The 14,895-nt window shown below is 71.3% G+C and carries 15 protein-coding genes and 1 tRNA gene; 10 read left to right on the top strand and 6 right to left on the bottom strand.

Annotated features, from left to right (window positions below; all coding sequences use genetic code 11):
* Positions 1-9: 9 nt before the first annotated feature.
* Positions 10-1,446, bottom strand: a complete 1,437-nt coding sequence (hydA, locus tag ABC304_RS11780; protein ID WP_412930866.1) for a dihydropyrimidinase — start codon at positions 1,444-1,446, stop codon at positions 10-12.
* A gap of 19 nt (positions 1,447-1,465) precedes the next feature.
* Positions 1,466-2,314 (bottom strand): nitrilase-related carbon-nitrogen hydrolase, encoded by an 849-nt coding sequence (locus ABC304_RS11775; protein ID WP_412930864.1) that lies wholly within the window; start codon positions 2,312-2,314, stop codon positions 1,466-1,468.
* Between the two features lie 237 nt (positions 2,315-2,551).
* On the opposite strand from ABC304_RS11775, the gene ABC304_RS11770 reads away from it, so the two are divergent.
* Positions 2,552-3,916: a maltokinase N-terminal cap-like domain-containing protein gene (locus ABC304_RS11770; RefSeq protein WP_412930863.1), complete on the top strand. Its 1,365-nt coding sequence runs from the start codon at positions 2,552-2,554 to the stop codon at positions 3,914-3,916.
* 78 nt (positions 3,917-3,994) lie between these two features.
* On the opposite strand, the gene ABC304_RS11765 is transcribed toward ABC304_RS11770, so the two are convergent.
* Positions 3,995-5,704, bottom strand: coding sequence for a S1C family serine protease (locus ABC304_RS11765; RefSeq protein ID WP_412930862.1), 1,710 nt, complete (start codon positions 5,702-5,704; stop codon positions 3,995-3,997).
* A gap of 99 nt (positions 5,705-5,803) precedes the next feature.
* Between ABC304_RS11765 and ABC304_RS11760 the strand changes: the two genes are divergently transcribed.
* The gene (locus tag ABC304_RS11760) at positions 5,804-7,003 is read left to right on the top strand and encodes an aminotransferase class I/II-fold pyridoxal phosphate-dependent enzyme (RefSeq protein WP_412930861.1); all 1,200 of its coding nucleotides are present in this window, start codon (positions 5,804-5,806) and stop codon (positions 7,001-7,003) included.
* A gap of 15 nt (positions 7,004-7,018) precedes the next feature.
* Here the strand turns inward: ABC304_RS11760 and ABC304_RS11755 are convergent, their stop codons facing one another.
* On the bottom strand, positions 7,019-7,867 hold the full coding sequence (locus ABC304_RS11755; protein WP_412930859.1) for a carbon-nitrogen hydrolase family protein: 849 nt from the start codon (positions 7,865-7,867) through the stop codon (positions 7,019-7,021).
* Complete coding sequence (locus tag ABC304_RS11750) at positions 7,864-8,379, bottom strand: DUF6328 family protein (RefSeq protein WP_412930857.1); 516 nt, start codon at positions 8,377-8,379, stop codon at positions 7,864-7,866. The genes ABC304_RS11755 and ABC304_RS11750 overlap by 4 nt, the downstream gene beginning before the upstream one ends.
* A 101-nt stretch (positions 8,380-8,480) precedes the next feature.
* Here ABC304_RS11750 and ABC304_RS11745 point away from each other — a divergent pair.
* Positions 8,481-8,557 (top strand) — tRNA-Met (locus tag ABC304_RS11745).
* Positions 8,558-8,563: 6 nt separating this feature from the next.
* Here the strand turns inward: ABC304_RS11745 and ABC304_RS11740 are convergent.
* Positions 8,564-9,088, bottom strand: a complete 525-nt coding sequence (locus tag ABC304_RS11740) for a MarR family winged helix-turn-helix transcriptional regulator (protein WP_412930856.1) — start codon at positions 9,086-9,088, stop codon at positions 8,564-8,566.
* 73 nt (positions 9,089-9,161) lie between these two features.
* Here ABC304_RS11740 and idi point away from each other — a divergent pair, with 73 nt between their 5' ends.
* Genes idi through ABC304_RS11705 form a run of 7 tightly spaced genes read left to right on the top strand, consistent with a single transcriptional unit; the run spans position 9,162 to position 14,893 of the window.
* On the top strand, positions 9,162-9,716 hold the full coding sequence (gene idi, locus ABC304_RS11735; RefSeq protein ID WP_412930854.1) for an isopentenyl-diphosphate Delta-isomerase: 555 nt from the start codon (positions 9,162-9,164) through the stop codon (positions 9,714-9,716).
* Positions 9,713-10,780, top strand: a complete 1,068-nt coding sequence (locus ABC304_RS11730; RefSeq protein WP_412930852.1) for a polyprenyl synthetase family protein — start codon at positions 9,713-9,715, stop codon at positions 10,778-10,780. Before idi ends, ABC304_RS11730 begins: the two co-directional genes overlap by 4 nt.
* Positions 10,777-11,682: a phytoene/squalene synthase family protein gene (locus ABC304_RS11725; protein ID WP_412930850.1), complete on the top strand. Its 906-nt coding sequence runs from the start codon at positions 10,777-10,779 to the stop codon at positions 11,680-11,682. The genes ABC304_RS11730 and ABC304_RS11725 overlap by 4 nt, the downstream gene beginning before the upstream one ends.
* Positions 11,679-13,277 (top strand): phytoene desaturase family protein, encoded by a 1,599-nt coding sequence (gene crtI / locus ABC304_RS11720; protein ID WP_412930849.1) that lies wholly within the window; start codon positions 11,679-11,681, stop codon positions 13,275-13,277. The genes ABC304_RS11725 and crtI overlap by 4 nt, the downstream gene beginning before the upstream one ends.
* Before the next feature lies 1 nt (position 13,278).
* Positions 13,279-13,644: a lycopene cyclase domain-containing protein gene (locus ABC304_RS11715; RefSeq protein WP_412930847.1), complete on the top strand. Its 366-nt coding sequence runs from the start codon at positions 13,279-13,281 to the stop codon at positions 13,642-13,644.
* A complete protein-coding gene (locus ABC304_RS11710) occupies positions 13,641-14,000 on the top strand; it encodes a lycopene cyclase domain-containing protein (RefSeq protein ID WP_412930846.1) in 360 nt (119 codons plus the stop codon). The genes ABC304_RS11715 and ABC304_RS11710 overlap by 4 nt, the downstream gene beginning before the upstream one ends.
* Positions 13,997-14,893: a prenyltransferase gene (locus ABC304_RS11705; RefSeq protein ID WP_412930845.1), complete on the top strand. Its 897-nt coding sequence runs from the start codon at positions 13,997-13,999 to the stop codon at positions 14,891-14,893. Before ABC304_RS11710 ends, ABC304_RS11705 begins: the two co-directional genes overlap by 4 nt.
* Positions 14,894-14,895: the final 2 nt, after the last annotated feature.

Below are 14,895 nucleotides of genomic sequence, written 5' to 3'. Positions count from 1 at the left end.
TGTCCGTCCTCAGATCAGGTACTGGCTGAGGCTGCGCTTCACGTACCGGCCGTGTCCGGCGGACCCGTGGTAGACGCCGCCGTCGACGATGACCCGCCCGCGCGAGAGCACCGTGTCGACATGGCCGTCGATCTCGAACCCCTCCCAGGCGGAGTGGTCCATGTTCATGTGGTGCGACTCGTTGACGCCGATCGAGGTGTGCCCGTTCGGGTCGTAGATCACGATGTCGGCGTCGGCACCCGGCGCGATCACGCCCTTCTGCCCGTAGAGGCCGAACATCCTCGCGGGGGTGGTGCTCGTGAGCTCCACCCAGCGCTCGAGGGTCAGCTCGCCGGTCACGACGCCCTGGTACATGAGGTCCATCCGGTGCTCGACGGAGCCGATGCCGTTGGGGATCTTCCGGAAGTCGCCCAGGCCGAGCTCCTTCTGATCCTTCATGCAGAACGGGCAGTGGTCGGTGGAGACCATCTGCAGGTCGTTGGTCCGCAGGGCCTGCCACATCGAGTCCTGGTGGCCCTCGGCGCGGGAGCGCAGCGGCGTCGAGCACACCCACTTCGCGCCCTCGAACCGGCCCCACTCCTCGCTCGATGCGCCCAGCTGGTCCTCCAGCGACAGGTAGAGGTACTGCGGGCAGGTCTCGCCGAACGCGTTCTGCCCGCGGTCGCGGGCCCAGGCGAGCTGCTCCACCGCCTGCTTGGCGCTGACGTGCACCACGTAGAGCGGCGCCCCCGTGAGGTTGGCCAGCATGATCGCGCGGTGGGTGGCCTCCTCTTCCATCTGCCAGGCGCGTGCGATGCCGTGGAAGTACGGGTCGGTCTTCCCCTCGGCGTACAGCTGCTCGGCGAGCACGTCGATGACCGGGCCGTTCTCCGCGTGCATCATCGTGAGCAGGCCGGTGTCGCGCGAGACCTGCATCGCCTTCAAGATCTGCGCGTCGTCGGAGTAGAAGACGCCCGGATAGGCCATGAACAGCTTGAAGCTGGTGATGCCCTCGTCGATGAGGCCGGGCATGGCGGCCAGGGCGTCGTGGTCGACGCCCCCGATGATCTGGTGGAACCCGTAGTCGATCGCGCAGTTGCCGGCTGCCTTGCGGTGCCACTCGGCTAGCCCGTCCTGGATGCGCTCGCCGGTGCGCTGGACCGCGAAGTCGATGATCGTGGTCGTCCCGCCCCATGCCGCCGCGCGCGTGCCGGTCTCGAACGTGTCGGAGGCCGCGGTGCCGCCGAACGGCAGCTCCATGTGCGTGTGGGCGTCGATGCCCCCGGGGATGACGTACTTGCCGGTGGCGTCCAGGACGGTGTCGACGGATGCCGCGAGGTCGCTCCCGAGGAGCACGGATCCGGGTGCGAGCACCGCGACGATGCGCTCGCCGTCGATGAGGACGTCGGCCGGTACCCGCCCGGTCGCGCTGACGACGATGCCGCCGGTGATGAGGGTCGTGGTCATGATGTGGCTCCCTTCCCGGTCACGGCTTCGCGATCTGCGTGTAGGAGTCGGGCCGGCGGTCGCGGTAGAACTGCCAGTCGTCGCGCATCTGCTGCACCATGTCCATGTCGAGGTCGCGCACGAGCACCTCCTCGTGGCTTCCCGAGCCCCGCTCCCCGACGAAATTGCCCCGGGGGTCGATGACCTGGCTCGTGCCGTAGAAGTCGACGGCGAGCTCGCCGTACTCGTTGTTCTCGCGGCCGACCCGGTTGGGCTGCAGCACGAAGTAGCCGTTGGCCACCGCCGCCGCCGGCCCCTCGACCTCCCACAGGCGGTTGGACAGGCCGGGCTTCGTGGCGTTCGGGTTGAACACCATGTGCGCGCCGCTCAGGCCCAGCTCGCGCCATCCCTCCGGGAAGTGCCGGTCGTAGCAGATGTACATGCCGACCTTGCCGACGGCGGTGTCGAAGACCGGGTAGCCGAGGTTGCCCGGGCGGAAATAGAACTTCTCCCAGAACCGGTCGAGGTGGGGCAGGTGGTGCTTGCGGTACATGCCGAGGACGGAGCCGTCCGCATCCACCAGCACCGAGGTGTTGTAGTAGACCCCGGTCTGCGCCTCCTCGTAGATCGGCAGCACCATGACGGTGCTGAGCTCCTTGGCCACGGCGGCGAAGCGCTGCACGATGGGCCCGTCTGCCGGCTCGGCGTAGCGGTAGTACTTCTGGTCCTGGGTGATCCCGAAATAGGGGCCGTAGAACAGCTCCTGGAAGCAGACCACCTGCGCACCGTCGGCAGCCGCCTGCCGCGCGAAGGCCTCGTGCTTGTCGAGCATCGACTCCTTGTCACCCGTCCACGTCGTCTGCGTGATCGCCGCTCGTACTGTCGTCATCGTCGTCTCCCTCGCTGTACCCGCACTGTCATCGTGCGGCGCGCACGTTTCGCGCGCGTTTCGCCGGTCTTGCGTTCTCGACCGCATCCACCTCGACGCGGTCATCCGAGGGTGTGACGGCCCCGGTGATGGCTGAACGTACACGACACGGATGCCGCGGCACCATGCTCACTACAACCTGCAAGCGCTTGCGCTCGACGCCTCGACACCGCTTCCGGCCCGCCATAGCGTGGAACGATGGACAGCACTCTGGACTGCCTCTCGACGTGGATGCCGCAGCAGCGGTGGTACGCCGCGAAAGGCCGCACACCCGCCCTCCGTCTCGTCGGCTCGTGGGACCTCCTCTCGCCCGATCCGGCCGCACGGGTGCGCACGCTGCTCGTCGCCGACGAGGCGTCGACGCCCGCTGTGCTCTACCAGGTGCCGGTGGTGGAGCGCTCCACCCCGACGGTCGCCGACGACGCGATCGGCGTCATCGGCTCGCCCGAATCCGGCGTGACCCTCATCGACGGACCCACCGACCCCGCCTACACCGCGGGGCTCCTCGGGCTCGTCTCCTCGGGAGGCCGAGCCGGGTCCGGCGAGACCGTCGCGACGGGCCGGCCCGCAGCATCCGCCCCGTCGACGAACGATGACCACGCGTCGCGCGTCCTCAGCGGCGAGCAGTCGAACACCTCGATCATCTACACCTCGGCCACGGGCGGAGCACCCGTCATCTGCAAGGTCTTCCGGCAGCTGCACCCCGGGCTGAATCCCGACATCGAACTGCAGACCGCCCTGGCCGACGCCGGCTCCCCCTTCGTGCCGCGCGCCGTCGGGTCGCTGGGCGGCACGTGGGCGGGCGCCGGCGGGCCGGTCGAAGGCTCGCTGGCCTTCGCGCAGGAGTTCCTCCCCGGTGTCGAGGACGCCTGGCGGGTGGCCCTGGCCGCGGCCGAGGCCGACGAGGACTTCACCGATCGCGCCCGCGACCTCGGCGTCGCGACGGCCACCGTTCACGCCGACCTGGCGCGGCTCTTCCCCACGACGGGCCCGGGTGACGCCGAACGGGCGGCGGCAGCGGCGTCCTGGCGGATGCGCCTCGAAACGGCGATCGCGGAGGTGCCAGAGCTCGCTCCGTTCCGGGAGGAGATCCTCGGCGTCTACGGACGGGCGACGGAGGGTGCGTGGCCTGCGCTGCAGCGCATCCACGGCGACTACCACCTCGGGCAGGTGATCCTCGTGCCCGACCACGGGTGGGTTCTCCTGGACTTCGAAGGCGAGCCCCTGCGACCGATGTCGGAGCGGACGCAGCCCGATCTGGCGCTGCGCGACGTCGCCGGCATGCTGCGGTCGTTCGACTACGTCGCCGGATCCATCCGCCTCGCCCAGCCCGATCGGCCCGCGGACGAGGTCGACGCCTGGGCCGCCGATGCACGGCGGGCGTTCCTGGCCGGCTACGCGCAGGCGGCCGAGGACCCGGCGCGCACGCAGGCGCTCCTCGACGCGCTCGAGATCGACAAGGCCGTCTACGAGGCGATCTACGAGGCCCGCAACCGCCCGAGCTGGCTGCCCATCCCGCTCGGGGCCGTCGGCCGACTCGTCGACGGACCCACGAGCCGCTGACAACGCGCCTCGCGCGCGCCGGAGACGCCGCAGGCCGCCCCGCGACAGGATCGCGGGGCGGCCTTCGTGGGGGTGACGCTACTGCGGAAGCGTTCCGAGCGTGACCTTCGCCGTCAGCGTCTTGCCGTCGCGGACGTAGGTGAGCGTGGCCTCGCTGCCGGCCGCGGCCGCACGGACCTGCGCGGTGAGGTCGACCGAGTCGGTGATCGGCACGCCGTTGAAGGAGGTGACGACGTCGCCCTTCTTCAGCCCGCCGCCGGCTGCCGCACCGCCGGAGGTCACATCGGAGATGTAGGCCCCGGTGGTCGTGGCGCCCTCGACGGATGCCGCGGCCTGCACGGTCGCGCCGAGCAGACCGTGCGTGGCGGAGCCGTTGTCGATGATCTCGTTCGCGACGCGCTGCGCGATGTCGGACGGGATCGAGAACCCGACGCCGATGGAGCCCGACTGTCCGCTGGAGGACGACCCGCCCGCTGACGCGATGGCCACGTTGATGCCGATGAGCTTGCCCTCGGAGTCCACCAGGGCGCCTCCGGAGTTGCCCGGGTTGATCGCGGCGTCGGTCTGGATGACCGCGATGGAAATCGAGGACGTCGCCTGCTGCTGCTGCTGGCCCTGACCGGGGATGTCGAAGAAGAACGGGCTGTCCTGCCCGCTGTCGCCCTGGTTCTGCTGCTCGCCCGAGTCGGGCGCCGCGGAGGACGCGATCTGGATCGACCGGTTCAGCGCGCTGACGATGCCCGTCGTCACGGTGTTCGACAGGCCGAGCGGCGCACCGATGGCGACGGTCGCGTCGCCGACGTTGAGCTTGCTCGAGTCGCCGAACTCGATCGGGGTGAGGTCGGTGGCATCCTTCAGCTTGATCACGGCGAGGTCGTACGTCGGGTCGGTGCCGACCACGTCCGCGTCGTACACGCGGCCGTCGGAGGTGGTGACGCGGATGGTCGCGTTGCCCGCGGCGCCGTCGAGCGTCACGACGTGGGTGTTGGTGAGCACGTAGCCGTCGGTGTTGAGGATCACGCCCGAGCCCGTGCCGCCCGACGAGCCGGCGGCGGCCTCGATCGTCACGACGCTCGGGGTCACCTTCGCGGCGATGGCCGTCGTGGCGTTGACGGACTCCGTGTCGTTGACGGTCACGGTCTGGGGCCCCGCGGCGGGCGCCGCGGCGCTCGTGCTCCACATGTTGACGCCCGCGTAGGCGCCTCCGAGCCCGGCGGCGCCGCCCACGAGGGCGGCGGCCACGATGAGGCCGACGACGGCCCCCGCGGTGTTCTTCTTGCGCGGACCGTTCTCCGTCGTCGTCGTTCCGGTCGTGACGGAACCGTGCAGGGGCTCGGTCGGCTGGGTCTGCTGGTAGGAGCCCGCACCGAAAGCGGCTCCGGGGTGCGGGTGCACGGCCGCGCGCGGGTCGGTCTGCGGGCGCGAGGCGCCGTAGGCGGGCGCGCCGTACTGCGGGTTGCCGGCGGGGGCGCCGTAAGGCTGCGTGCGCGACGGGTCGTAGCCCTGCCCGCCGTACGACGGTGCGCCGTTCGGCTGGGAGTTCGGCTGGGCGTTCGGCGCGGCCGGAGCACCGTAGGGCTGCTGCGGCGCCGACGGACGTCCGTCGGGGGCGTGCCAGCCTCCCTGAGGCGCCTGCGGGGCGGCCGGAGCCGGGCGCGGGTCGTGGGGAGCGGACGCCGCGGGCGGCGCGACCGGGGTTCCGGCGTCGCGGCCGGTGTCCGGAGTGCTCTCCGGGGTGGATGCTGCTGCGGTGGACTCGTCCGGGCGGTCGCCCTGGGTGTCGCTCATGGGTTGCTCCTTCTTCCAGGCGAGGACAACACTGTCAACCGATCCTGTGGATCTTCTATGCCGCGACCCCGGTGAACCTATGCGAGTAATCTGAGGCCGATGCGAGAACCAGCGGGCGCCTGGCGCCGAACCGCGGCGGGGGCGGGACTCCTCGCACCGGACGGCTCCACCCGTCCCACCATCTTCGCCGAGATGAGCGCACTCGCGGCCGCCACGGGCGCGATCAACCTGGGCCAGGGATTCCCCGACGAGGACGGACCGGCCGTCGTGCTGGAGGCCGCCAGGGCGGCGATCGCCGACGGCGTCAACCAGTACCCGCCCGGCCGCGGCTCGGCGGAGCTCCGCCTCGCCGTCGCGGAGCATCAGCAGCGCTTCTACGGGCTGGCGCTCGACCCCGAACAGGAGATCCTCGTCACCGCCGGAGCCACCGAGGCGCTGGCCGCGACGCTGCTCGCGCTCGTGGACGGCCCCGACGACGAGGTCGTCGTCTTCGAGCCGCACTACGACTCCTATGCCGCGTGCATCGCCCTGGCCGGTGCCCGCCTGGTGCCGGTTCCGCTGCGCTGGCCGCTCTTCCAGCCCGACCTCGATGACCTCCGGCGAGCCGTGACCGATCGCACCCGCGTCATCCTCGTCAACGACCCCCACAACCCGACCGGCTCGATGTTCTCCGCCGAGGTGCGCGCGGAGATCGTGCGGCTGGCGGAGCGTCACGACGCGATCATCGTGACCGACGAGGTCTACGAGCACCTCGCCTTCGACCGGCCGCACGTGCCGATCGCCGGCGCGGAGGGCGCGCGCGAGCGCACGATCTCGATCTCCTCAGGTGGGAAGACCTTCTCGACCACCGGCTGGAAGATCGGCTGGGCGACGGGTCCGGCGCCGCTCATCGAGGCGGTCGTCGCCGTCAAGCAGTACCTGACCTACTCCGGCGGGGCGCCGTTCCAGCCGGCGATCGCCGTCGGGCTGCGCCTGCCCGACGAGGCGTTCGACGCGATCACCGCGTCCTACCGGGCCAAGCGCGATCTCCTGGGCGAGGGTCTGCGAACGGCCGGGTTCGACGTGTCCACGCCCAGCGGCTCGTACTTCACCGTGGTGGATGCTGCGGCGCTGGGTGCCACGGACGCCGATGAGTTCTGCCGGGAGCTGCCGGCCCGCGCCGGTGTGGCGGCGATCCCGCTGACGGCCTTCGTGACGCCGGAGCACCGCGCGGACTACGCGACGCTCGTGCGCTTCGCGGCCTGCAAGCGCCAGGACGTGCTCGCCGAGGCGGCGACACGACTGTCGGTCCTGCGCTGACGGGTCTCCGCCCGATCAGGCGTCCCCGCCTGTGAACGTCGCAGGCTCACCCGGCACGACGCGCAGCCGGCGGAGCTGCAGGGCGGGGTTCACGCGCCGCACGCGCGCGATCGCCTGGCGGTCGAGGTGGGCGACGGCGACGTCCTCCGCGGCGATGCCGACCGCGGCGCGCTCGACACCCTGCGGATCGACGATCATCGAGTGTCCGACCCCCAGCGGCGGCGGGTGGTCCGCGGCCGCGACGAAGAACGTGTTCTCGATCGCCCGGGCGTGCAGGAGCGTGCGCCAGTGGTGCTCCTTGAGCGGGCCGCGCACCCACTCGGCGGCGACCAGCACCAGGTCGGCGCCGGCGTCGGCGAGCAGCCGCGTCACCTCGGGGAAGCGGAGGTCGTAGCAGGTCATGAGCCCCACCCGCAGACCGTCGACGACGAACGTCTCCGGTGCGCCCACCTCCCCCGGCTCCACCCAGTCGGATTCGCGCTGCCCGAAGGCGTCGTAGAGGTGCAGCTTGCGGTAGCGCGCCACGATGCCGGATCCGTCCACGGCGACGACGGTGTTGCGCACGCGTCGGCCGTCCGAGCCCTGCTCGAGCATCCCGGCGACGATGTGGACGCCGTGTCGGGCGGCGATCGTGATCAGCTCGGACGAGAAGGCGCCCTCGACCGGCTCGGCGTGGGCGGCCAGCCGGTCGTCGAACGGGTCGACGAAATAGCTGGAGTACTCGGGGAACAGCATCAGCCGCGCCCCGCGCCGCGCGCCGAGAGCCGTCAGCCTGTCGATGGTCTCGAGGTTGACGGCGCGGTCGTCGGACGGGGCGAACTGCGCCACCGCGACGCCCACGGCCGGGAGCTCCTCATCGGTCACGGCTGCTCCTCCCTCGGTCGACGGACGCGGATGACGGCCGGCACGACGATCCAGAGCGCTGCGATCACCGCGCCGAGGGCTGCCAGAGCCACCCACGCGGCCGTGGCGTCCAGCACCACGTCGAAGACGAACGCGACGACGCCCACCAGCAGCAGCGCCACCAGGAACAGGGCGCTCACCAGCGAGAGGTGCCCGTAGGTGACCACGCGCGCCTTCGCCTGGCGGCGGAACAGCGTGCGGTGCAGGGCGACCGGCGCGAGGGCGACGATCGCGCTCAGCGCCGACAGCACGACCAGGGTCAGGTACACCGTGCGCTGGAACGCCGTGAGGTCGGCGAACGCCGGCTGGAAGGCGAGCGCGAGCAGGAAGCCGGTGAGGATCTGCGTGCCCGTCTGGAGCACGCGCAGCTCTTGGAGCACCTCGTTCCAGTTGCGGTCGGCGCGCTCGACCGCGGTCTCGTCGCGGCCGTCGACCCGGTCGTCGGGCATCTCGGGGCGGGGCGCGGAGGTCATGTCCTCATCCTCCCCATCCAGGTGAGTGCCGGGCAAGCCGGCGGCATCGAAGCGGCCTCGGTTCGCCGCCCCTCCGCGGGCGTGTTAGGCTTTTCATGTGCCGCGGGGTGGAGCAGTTCGGTAGCTCGCTGGGCTCATAACCCAGAGGTCGCAGGTTCAAATCCTGTCCCCGCAACCAACAAGACTAGGCGCCCTCCCGAGGGCGCCTAGTCTTTTCTGTTCCTGCTGACCGCGCGTGCTCGTCGTTCGAGACCGCCCGGCCCAGCTCCTCGAGGAAACGCGAGATCACGCGCAGCTCCTCATCGCTGTAGCGCTCCGCGACACGGCGCATCTTGTCGAGGCTGTGCCCGAAATTGCGGAAGAAGGCCTGCCGCGAGAGGTCGGTCAGCACCACGACGCGCGAGCGGCCGTCGTGCGGGTGCGGACGGCGGTCGAGATGTCCCGCGCGGGTCAGCCGGTCGAGCAGCTTGGTGGTCGACGCGGTGGTGATGCGCAGGTGACGCGCGAGATCGTGCGGACTGACGACCTCCCCGCGCGACTCGCGCATGATGAGCATCCGGAGAGCCGCGAGATCGGTCGCGTTCATCTCCATGTCGCCCTTCATGTCGCTGTGCATGCGGTCGATGGCATCGGTGAATGCGCGAACCTCCTCCAGCACCTCTCGAACTGCGAGATCATGGATGGACTGCGGCGTCGAGCGCTCGGTCATGTCGACAATGCCTCCCAGGGACGGTTATCATCATGACACGCGATCGCTAGCTAAACTAGCAATAAGGAGCACCATGAACGTTGGCGATCAGGTCGTCCTTCTCGACGAAGAGGGACGTGCGATCGGCACCGCGCCCAAGGCCACCGTGCACGACACGGATACAGCCTTGCACCTCGCCTTCTCCTGCCACGTCATGAACGACGACGGCGACGTCCTCGTCACCCGCCGCGCCCTCTCCAAAGTGGCGTGGCCCGGCGTCTGGACGAACTCCTTCTGCGGACACCCGGCCCCCGGCGAGGCCATGGAGGACGCCGTCCGTCGGCGAGCCGCCTACGAGCTCGGTCTCGAGCTCGACGACGTCGAGCTCCGCCTCCCCGACTTCCGTTACCGCGCGGTCGACGCGAGCGGCATCGTCGAGAACGAGATCTGCCCCGTGTTCTTCGCCCGCGCGCGGCACGAGCCCGTTCCGAACCCCCTCGAGGTCGTCGACGTGCGGTGGGTCGACCCGCTCTCGCTGGGCAGCGCGCTGAGCGCGGCCCCGTGGGCCTTCAGCCCCTGGCTCGAGCTCCAGTCCGAGCAGCTCCCCCTCTTCGGGCGGGATGTGCTCGCCGGCACCGGGACGCCATGATCACTCTCGCCACCGACGCCGTCTCGCGCACGGCGATCGATCGGGAGATCGACAGGGCCCTCGGGCGCATCGCCGCCCGCTGCCTCGCCCTGGGCGACGGCGCCGTGGCTCTCGGCGACGCCATCGCCCGCTCCACCGCGGGCGGCAAGCGATTCCGCCCCGGACTGGTGGTCGCGGCGTTCAGCGCCTTCGGCTCCGACCCCTCCGACGCGCCCGCCCTCTATCCCGTGGCGGCGGCCTTCGAACTCCTCCACACGGCCTTCGTCGTGCACGACGACGTCATCGACAACGACACCGAGCGCCGCGGCATCCCGAACGTCGTGGGCGAGTTCCGCGACCGCGGACGCAGCAGCGGAGCGGATGCCGCGGCATCCTCCCTCGTGGGCGACGCCGCGGGGATCCTGGCCGGCGACCTCCTGCTCCACGAAGCCGAGCGCATCATCGCGCTCGCCGACCTCGAGCCCGCACGCCGCGGCCTGATCCTCGACGTCATCGACGACGCGGTCTTCGTCTCCGTCGCCGGTGAGCTCGCCGACGTCGAGAACGCGGCGGCCGGAGACTGGGCGACCCCCGAGGCCATCCTCAACGCCGCCCACGACAAGACCGCCGTCTACTCCTTCACCGCCCCGCTGCGCGCCGGCGCGATCCTCGCGGGCGCCCCTCCCGAGGCGTTCCCCGCCATCGACCGCTTCGGCGGTCGGCTCGGCCTCGCCTTCCAGCTCGTCGACGATCTCATCGGCGCCTTCGGCTCCCCCGAGCAGGCCGGACGCGACGCGGGCGGCGACCTCCGTGAGGCCAAGCGCACGCCGCTCGTCGCCCTCGCCCGCGAGTCGGCCTCGTGGCCGCTCGTCAGCTCGGCGCTCGCCCTCGCGCACACCGGCCCGATCGCAGTCGCGGAGGCGCAGCGCATGCTGGACGAGAGCGGCGCCCGCGACGGCGTGCTCGGTCTGATCGAGGAGACGCTCGCCGAGTCGCGCGCCGCTGCCCGCGACGCGAGCCTGCCCCTCGACGTGCGCACACTGCTGCTCGGCCTCGCCGACGCGGTGCAGGAGAGGATCCCGTGAGTCGAGAGCCCACCGGACTCGAGCTGTACGACAGGACGGCGAGGGATGCCGCGGCCGCGGTGATCACGGCCTACTCCACGTCGTTCGGCCTCGCCTGCCGCCTGCTCGGTCCCCGGGTGCGGCCGCATGTGCGCAACATCTACGCGCTTGTCCGCATCGCGGACGAGATCGTGGACGGCCCCGCCGCGGCCGCGGGCCTCAGCGCCGACGCGGAGCGCGCCGTGCTGGACGACCTGGAGACCGAGGTCTACTCGGCCATCGAGCGCGGCTTCAGCGCGAACCTGGTGGTGCACGCCTTCGCCGCCACCGCACGCGAGTGCGCGATCGGGGAGGACATCATCCGCCCGTTCTTCTCCTCGATGCGCACGGACCTCGAGCGCACCGACCACGACGCGGCCTCTCACGCGGAGTACGTCTACGGGTCGGCCGAAGTCATCGGGCTGATGTGCCTGCAGGTGTTCGTGAACGCCGGGTCGCGGCATCCGGTCCCTGCCGCTCCCCGCCTCGTGGAAGGTGCCCGCCGCCTCGGCGCGGCGTTCCAGGACGTCAACTTCCTGCGAGACCACGAGCACGACGCCGGCGGTCTCGGGCGCAACTACCTCGGCCTCGACGGCACGCGCGCGTCGCGCGTCGCGGTGCTGGACCGCATCGACGCCGACCTCGCCGCCGCGGCCGCGACGGTGCCGGCGCTTCCCGCCGACTGCCGCCGCGCCGTGACCCTGGCGCACGACCTCTTCGCGGAGCTGTCGGCACGTCTGCGGCAGGACCACGAGGCCGGGCGCCGCGTGCGCGTGCCGGACCCGGTGAAGGCGGCCATCGCGGCCCGGGTGATCGCCGGTCGCCCGCCTCGGCCCCCGGGCGCCCGCAGCGGGCGCACCATCTCGATCGGAGCAGGACGATGACCCCCGACCACAGCCGCACCAACGGACGCGAGGTCGTCGTCATCGGCGCCGGCATCGCGGGCCTGGCCACCGCCGCGCTCCTGTCGGCGGAGGGCTACGACGTCACCGTCTACGAGGGCCGCTACGAGATCGGCGGCCGCGCCGGGTCATGGGAGCGGGACGGCTTCCGCTTCGACACGGGTCCGAGCTGGTATCTGATGCCCGAGGTGTTCGACCACTTCTTCCGCCTGCTCGGCACGTCGGCCGAGGAGGAGCTGGACCTCGTCCCGCTGACCCCCGCCTACCGCGTGTACACCGAGAACGAGGGGGCCGAGCAACCCCTCGACGTCGTGTCGGGACGCGCCGAGGCGATCGCGCTGTTCGAGGGCATCGAGCCCGGCGCCGGCGCGGTGCTCGACGAGTACCTCGATTCCGCCGGCGACGCGTACGACCTCTCGATCAACCGATTCCTCTACGACTCGTACGAGTCGCTGGGCGGTCTCACCGACCCGGAGCTGCTGAAGCTGCTCCCCCGGCTCGCCCCGCTGTTGACCCGCTCGCTCTCGTCGTACGTCGACAAGCGCTTCCAGGACCCGCGCCTGCGCCAGGTGCTGGGCTACCCCGCGGTCTTCCTGGGTGGATCGCCGTTCGGCGTGCCGAGCCTCTACCACCTGATGAGCCATCTCGACCTCGACGAGGGCGTGCTGTACCCGCGGGGCGGTCTGACCACCGTCATCGAGGCCGTCGAGCGTGTGGCGCTGCGTCACGGCGTGACAATCCGCACGGGCGTCCCGGTCGTGGCGATCACGACCGATGAGGATCCGAAGGCGCGGGCCACCGGCATCCGACTCCAAGACGGCACCACGGTCGCGGCGGATCTCGTCGTCTCCACGACCGACCTCCACCACACCGAGACGCAGCTGCTCCCGGAGCATCTGCGCACCTACCCGGAGTCGTGGTGGAAGAACAAGACGCCGAGCCCGGGCGCGCTGCTGCTCCTGCTGGGCGTCGAGGGCGAGCTGCCCCAGCTCGCGCACCACACCCTGCTGTTCACCGCCGACTGGCGGGAGAACTTCGGCGCCATCTTCGGCAAGGACACCTACATCCCCGATCCCGCCTCCATCTACGTCTGCCGTCCCAGCGCCACCGACGACTCGGTCGCGCCCGAGGGACATGAGAACCTCTTCGTGCTCGTTCCGGTTCCCGCCGACCCGTCGATCGGGCGCGGCGGCGTGGACGGCGCGGGTGATGCGCCGGTCGAAGCGGCCGCCGACCGGGTCATCGCGCAGATCGCGGAGTGGACGGGCGTACCCGACCTCGCCGACCGCATCGTCGTGCGGCGCACCATCGCCCCCGGCGACTTCGAGGCCGATCTGCACGCCTGGCGGGGAAACTCCCTCGGCCTCGCGCACACGCTCGGCCAGAGCGCGGTGTTCCGTCCGCGCAACGCGTCGAAGAAGGTCGAGAACCTCTCCTACGCCGGTGGATCGGTGCTTCCCGGCATCGGGCTACCGATGTGCCTCATCTCGGCCGAGCTCGTGCTGAAGAGGCTCCGCGGCGACCGCTCGACCGGGCCGGTGGCGGAGCCCGCCCGCATCGCCTCCCCCGGGGCCTGACATGCCGGGGCTGTACCTGCTCGCGATCCTCGTGTCGTTCGCCGGCGTCGCCGCGCTCGATGCGAGGTTCCGACTGGCGTGGCAGCCCGCCCCCGCCCGCACGGCGGCGGCCGTCGGCATCGGCACCGCGTTCTTCCTCGCGTGGGACGCCGTCGGCATCGCGACCGGCGTCTTCGTGAAGGGCGACAGCCCCCTCCTGCTCGGCATCGATCTCGCGCCGCACCTGCCGATCGAGGAGCCGGTCTTCCTCGCGTTCCTCTGCTACCTCGGTCTGGTGGTGTGGGGGGCCGCGCGGCGTCGCCTCGCGCGACGTCGCCCGGAGTCGGCCGCCGACGGCGTCGCCGGCCGGGATGCGGAGGCGGCATGACGTACGCCCTCATCGTGCTGCCGTTCGTGCTCCTCACCGCCGTGGTGGTGCTGTGCACGGTGCGGCGGCCGGGCTTCGGACGGCGGATGGCCGCCTCGGCCCTCACTGCCGCAGCGCTCTGCGCGCTGACGGCGGTGTTCGACAACCTGATGATCGCCGCCGGCCTGTTCACCTACCCCCCGGAGCACCTCAGCGGCCTGCGGATCGGGCTCGCGCCTCTGGAGGACTTCTCCTACCCGCTCTGCGCCGCCTTCCTGGTGCCCGCCGTCGCCACCCTGCTGCGCACCCGTCACGCGGGCGGCCGAGGCAGCGCTGCACGCGGGCCGAGCACCCGGGTGCGAGGCAGAGCCGCATGAGCGGCCCGCGCACCTCGCCACTCGGAGCAGCGACCGTGCTCCGTGAGCTCTTCCTCGCCTCGCGGCCCATCAGCTGGATCAACACCGCGTACCCCTTCGCCGCGGCTTACCTGCTGACGACCCGCGACATCGACGCGACCGCGATCGTCGGCACGATCTTCTTCCTCATCCCGTACAACCTCGCGATGTACGGGATCAACGACGTGTTCGACTACGAGTCCGACCTCCGCAATCCGCGGAAGGGCGGCGTGCACGGCGCAGTGCTCGACCGCCGGATGCATCCCGTCACCCTGTGGGCGGCGGCGCTGTCGTGTCTTCCGTTCCTGGTCTACCTCGTCGTGGTCGGCCCGCCGCTGTCCTGGGCCGTGCTCGCGATCAGCATGTTCTTCGTCGTGTTCTACTCCGCTCCGCCACTGCGGCTGAAGGAGCGGCCGTTCGCGGACTCGATGACCTCCAGCATCCACTTCTTCTCGCCCGCCGTGTACGCGCTCGTGCTGGCCGGCGCGACGTGGACCTGGTCGCTGGTGGCGCTCCTGGTGGCGTTCGCGCTCTGGGGCGTCGCCTCGCACGCGTTCGGCGCGGTGCAGGACGTCGTCGCCGACCGCGCCGCGGGCATCTCCTCCATAGCGACCGCGCGCGGTGCGCGGTGGACGGTGCGCTTCGCGCTCGCCTGCTACGCCCTGGCGGGGATCGCCATGCTGGCGACGCCGTGGCCTGGTCCGCTCGCGGGTCTCCTCGTGCTCCCCTACCTCGCCGCCGTGTGGCCGTACCGCTCCGTCAGCGACGCCGAGTCCGAGACCGTCACGCGCGGCTGGGACCGGTTCCTGTGGATCAACCAGATCGCGGGCACCGGGGTGACCCTCCTGCTGATCTGGTACGCCTTCTTCATCTGAGC

The sequence above is a fragment of the Microbacterium jepli genome (assembly GCF_047237905.1).
Taxonomy (GTDB): domain Bacteria; phylum Actinomycetota; class Actinomycetes; order Actinomycetales; family Microbacteriaceae; genus Microbacterium.
The sequence above is the reverse complement of the archived record's forward strand: the minus strand, read 5'-3'. Positions and strand labels throughout refer to the sequence as shown.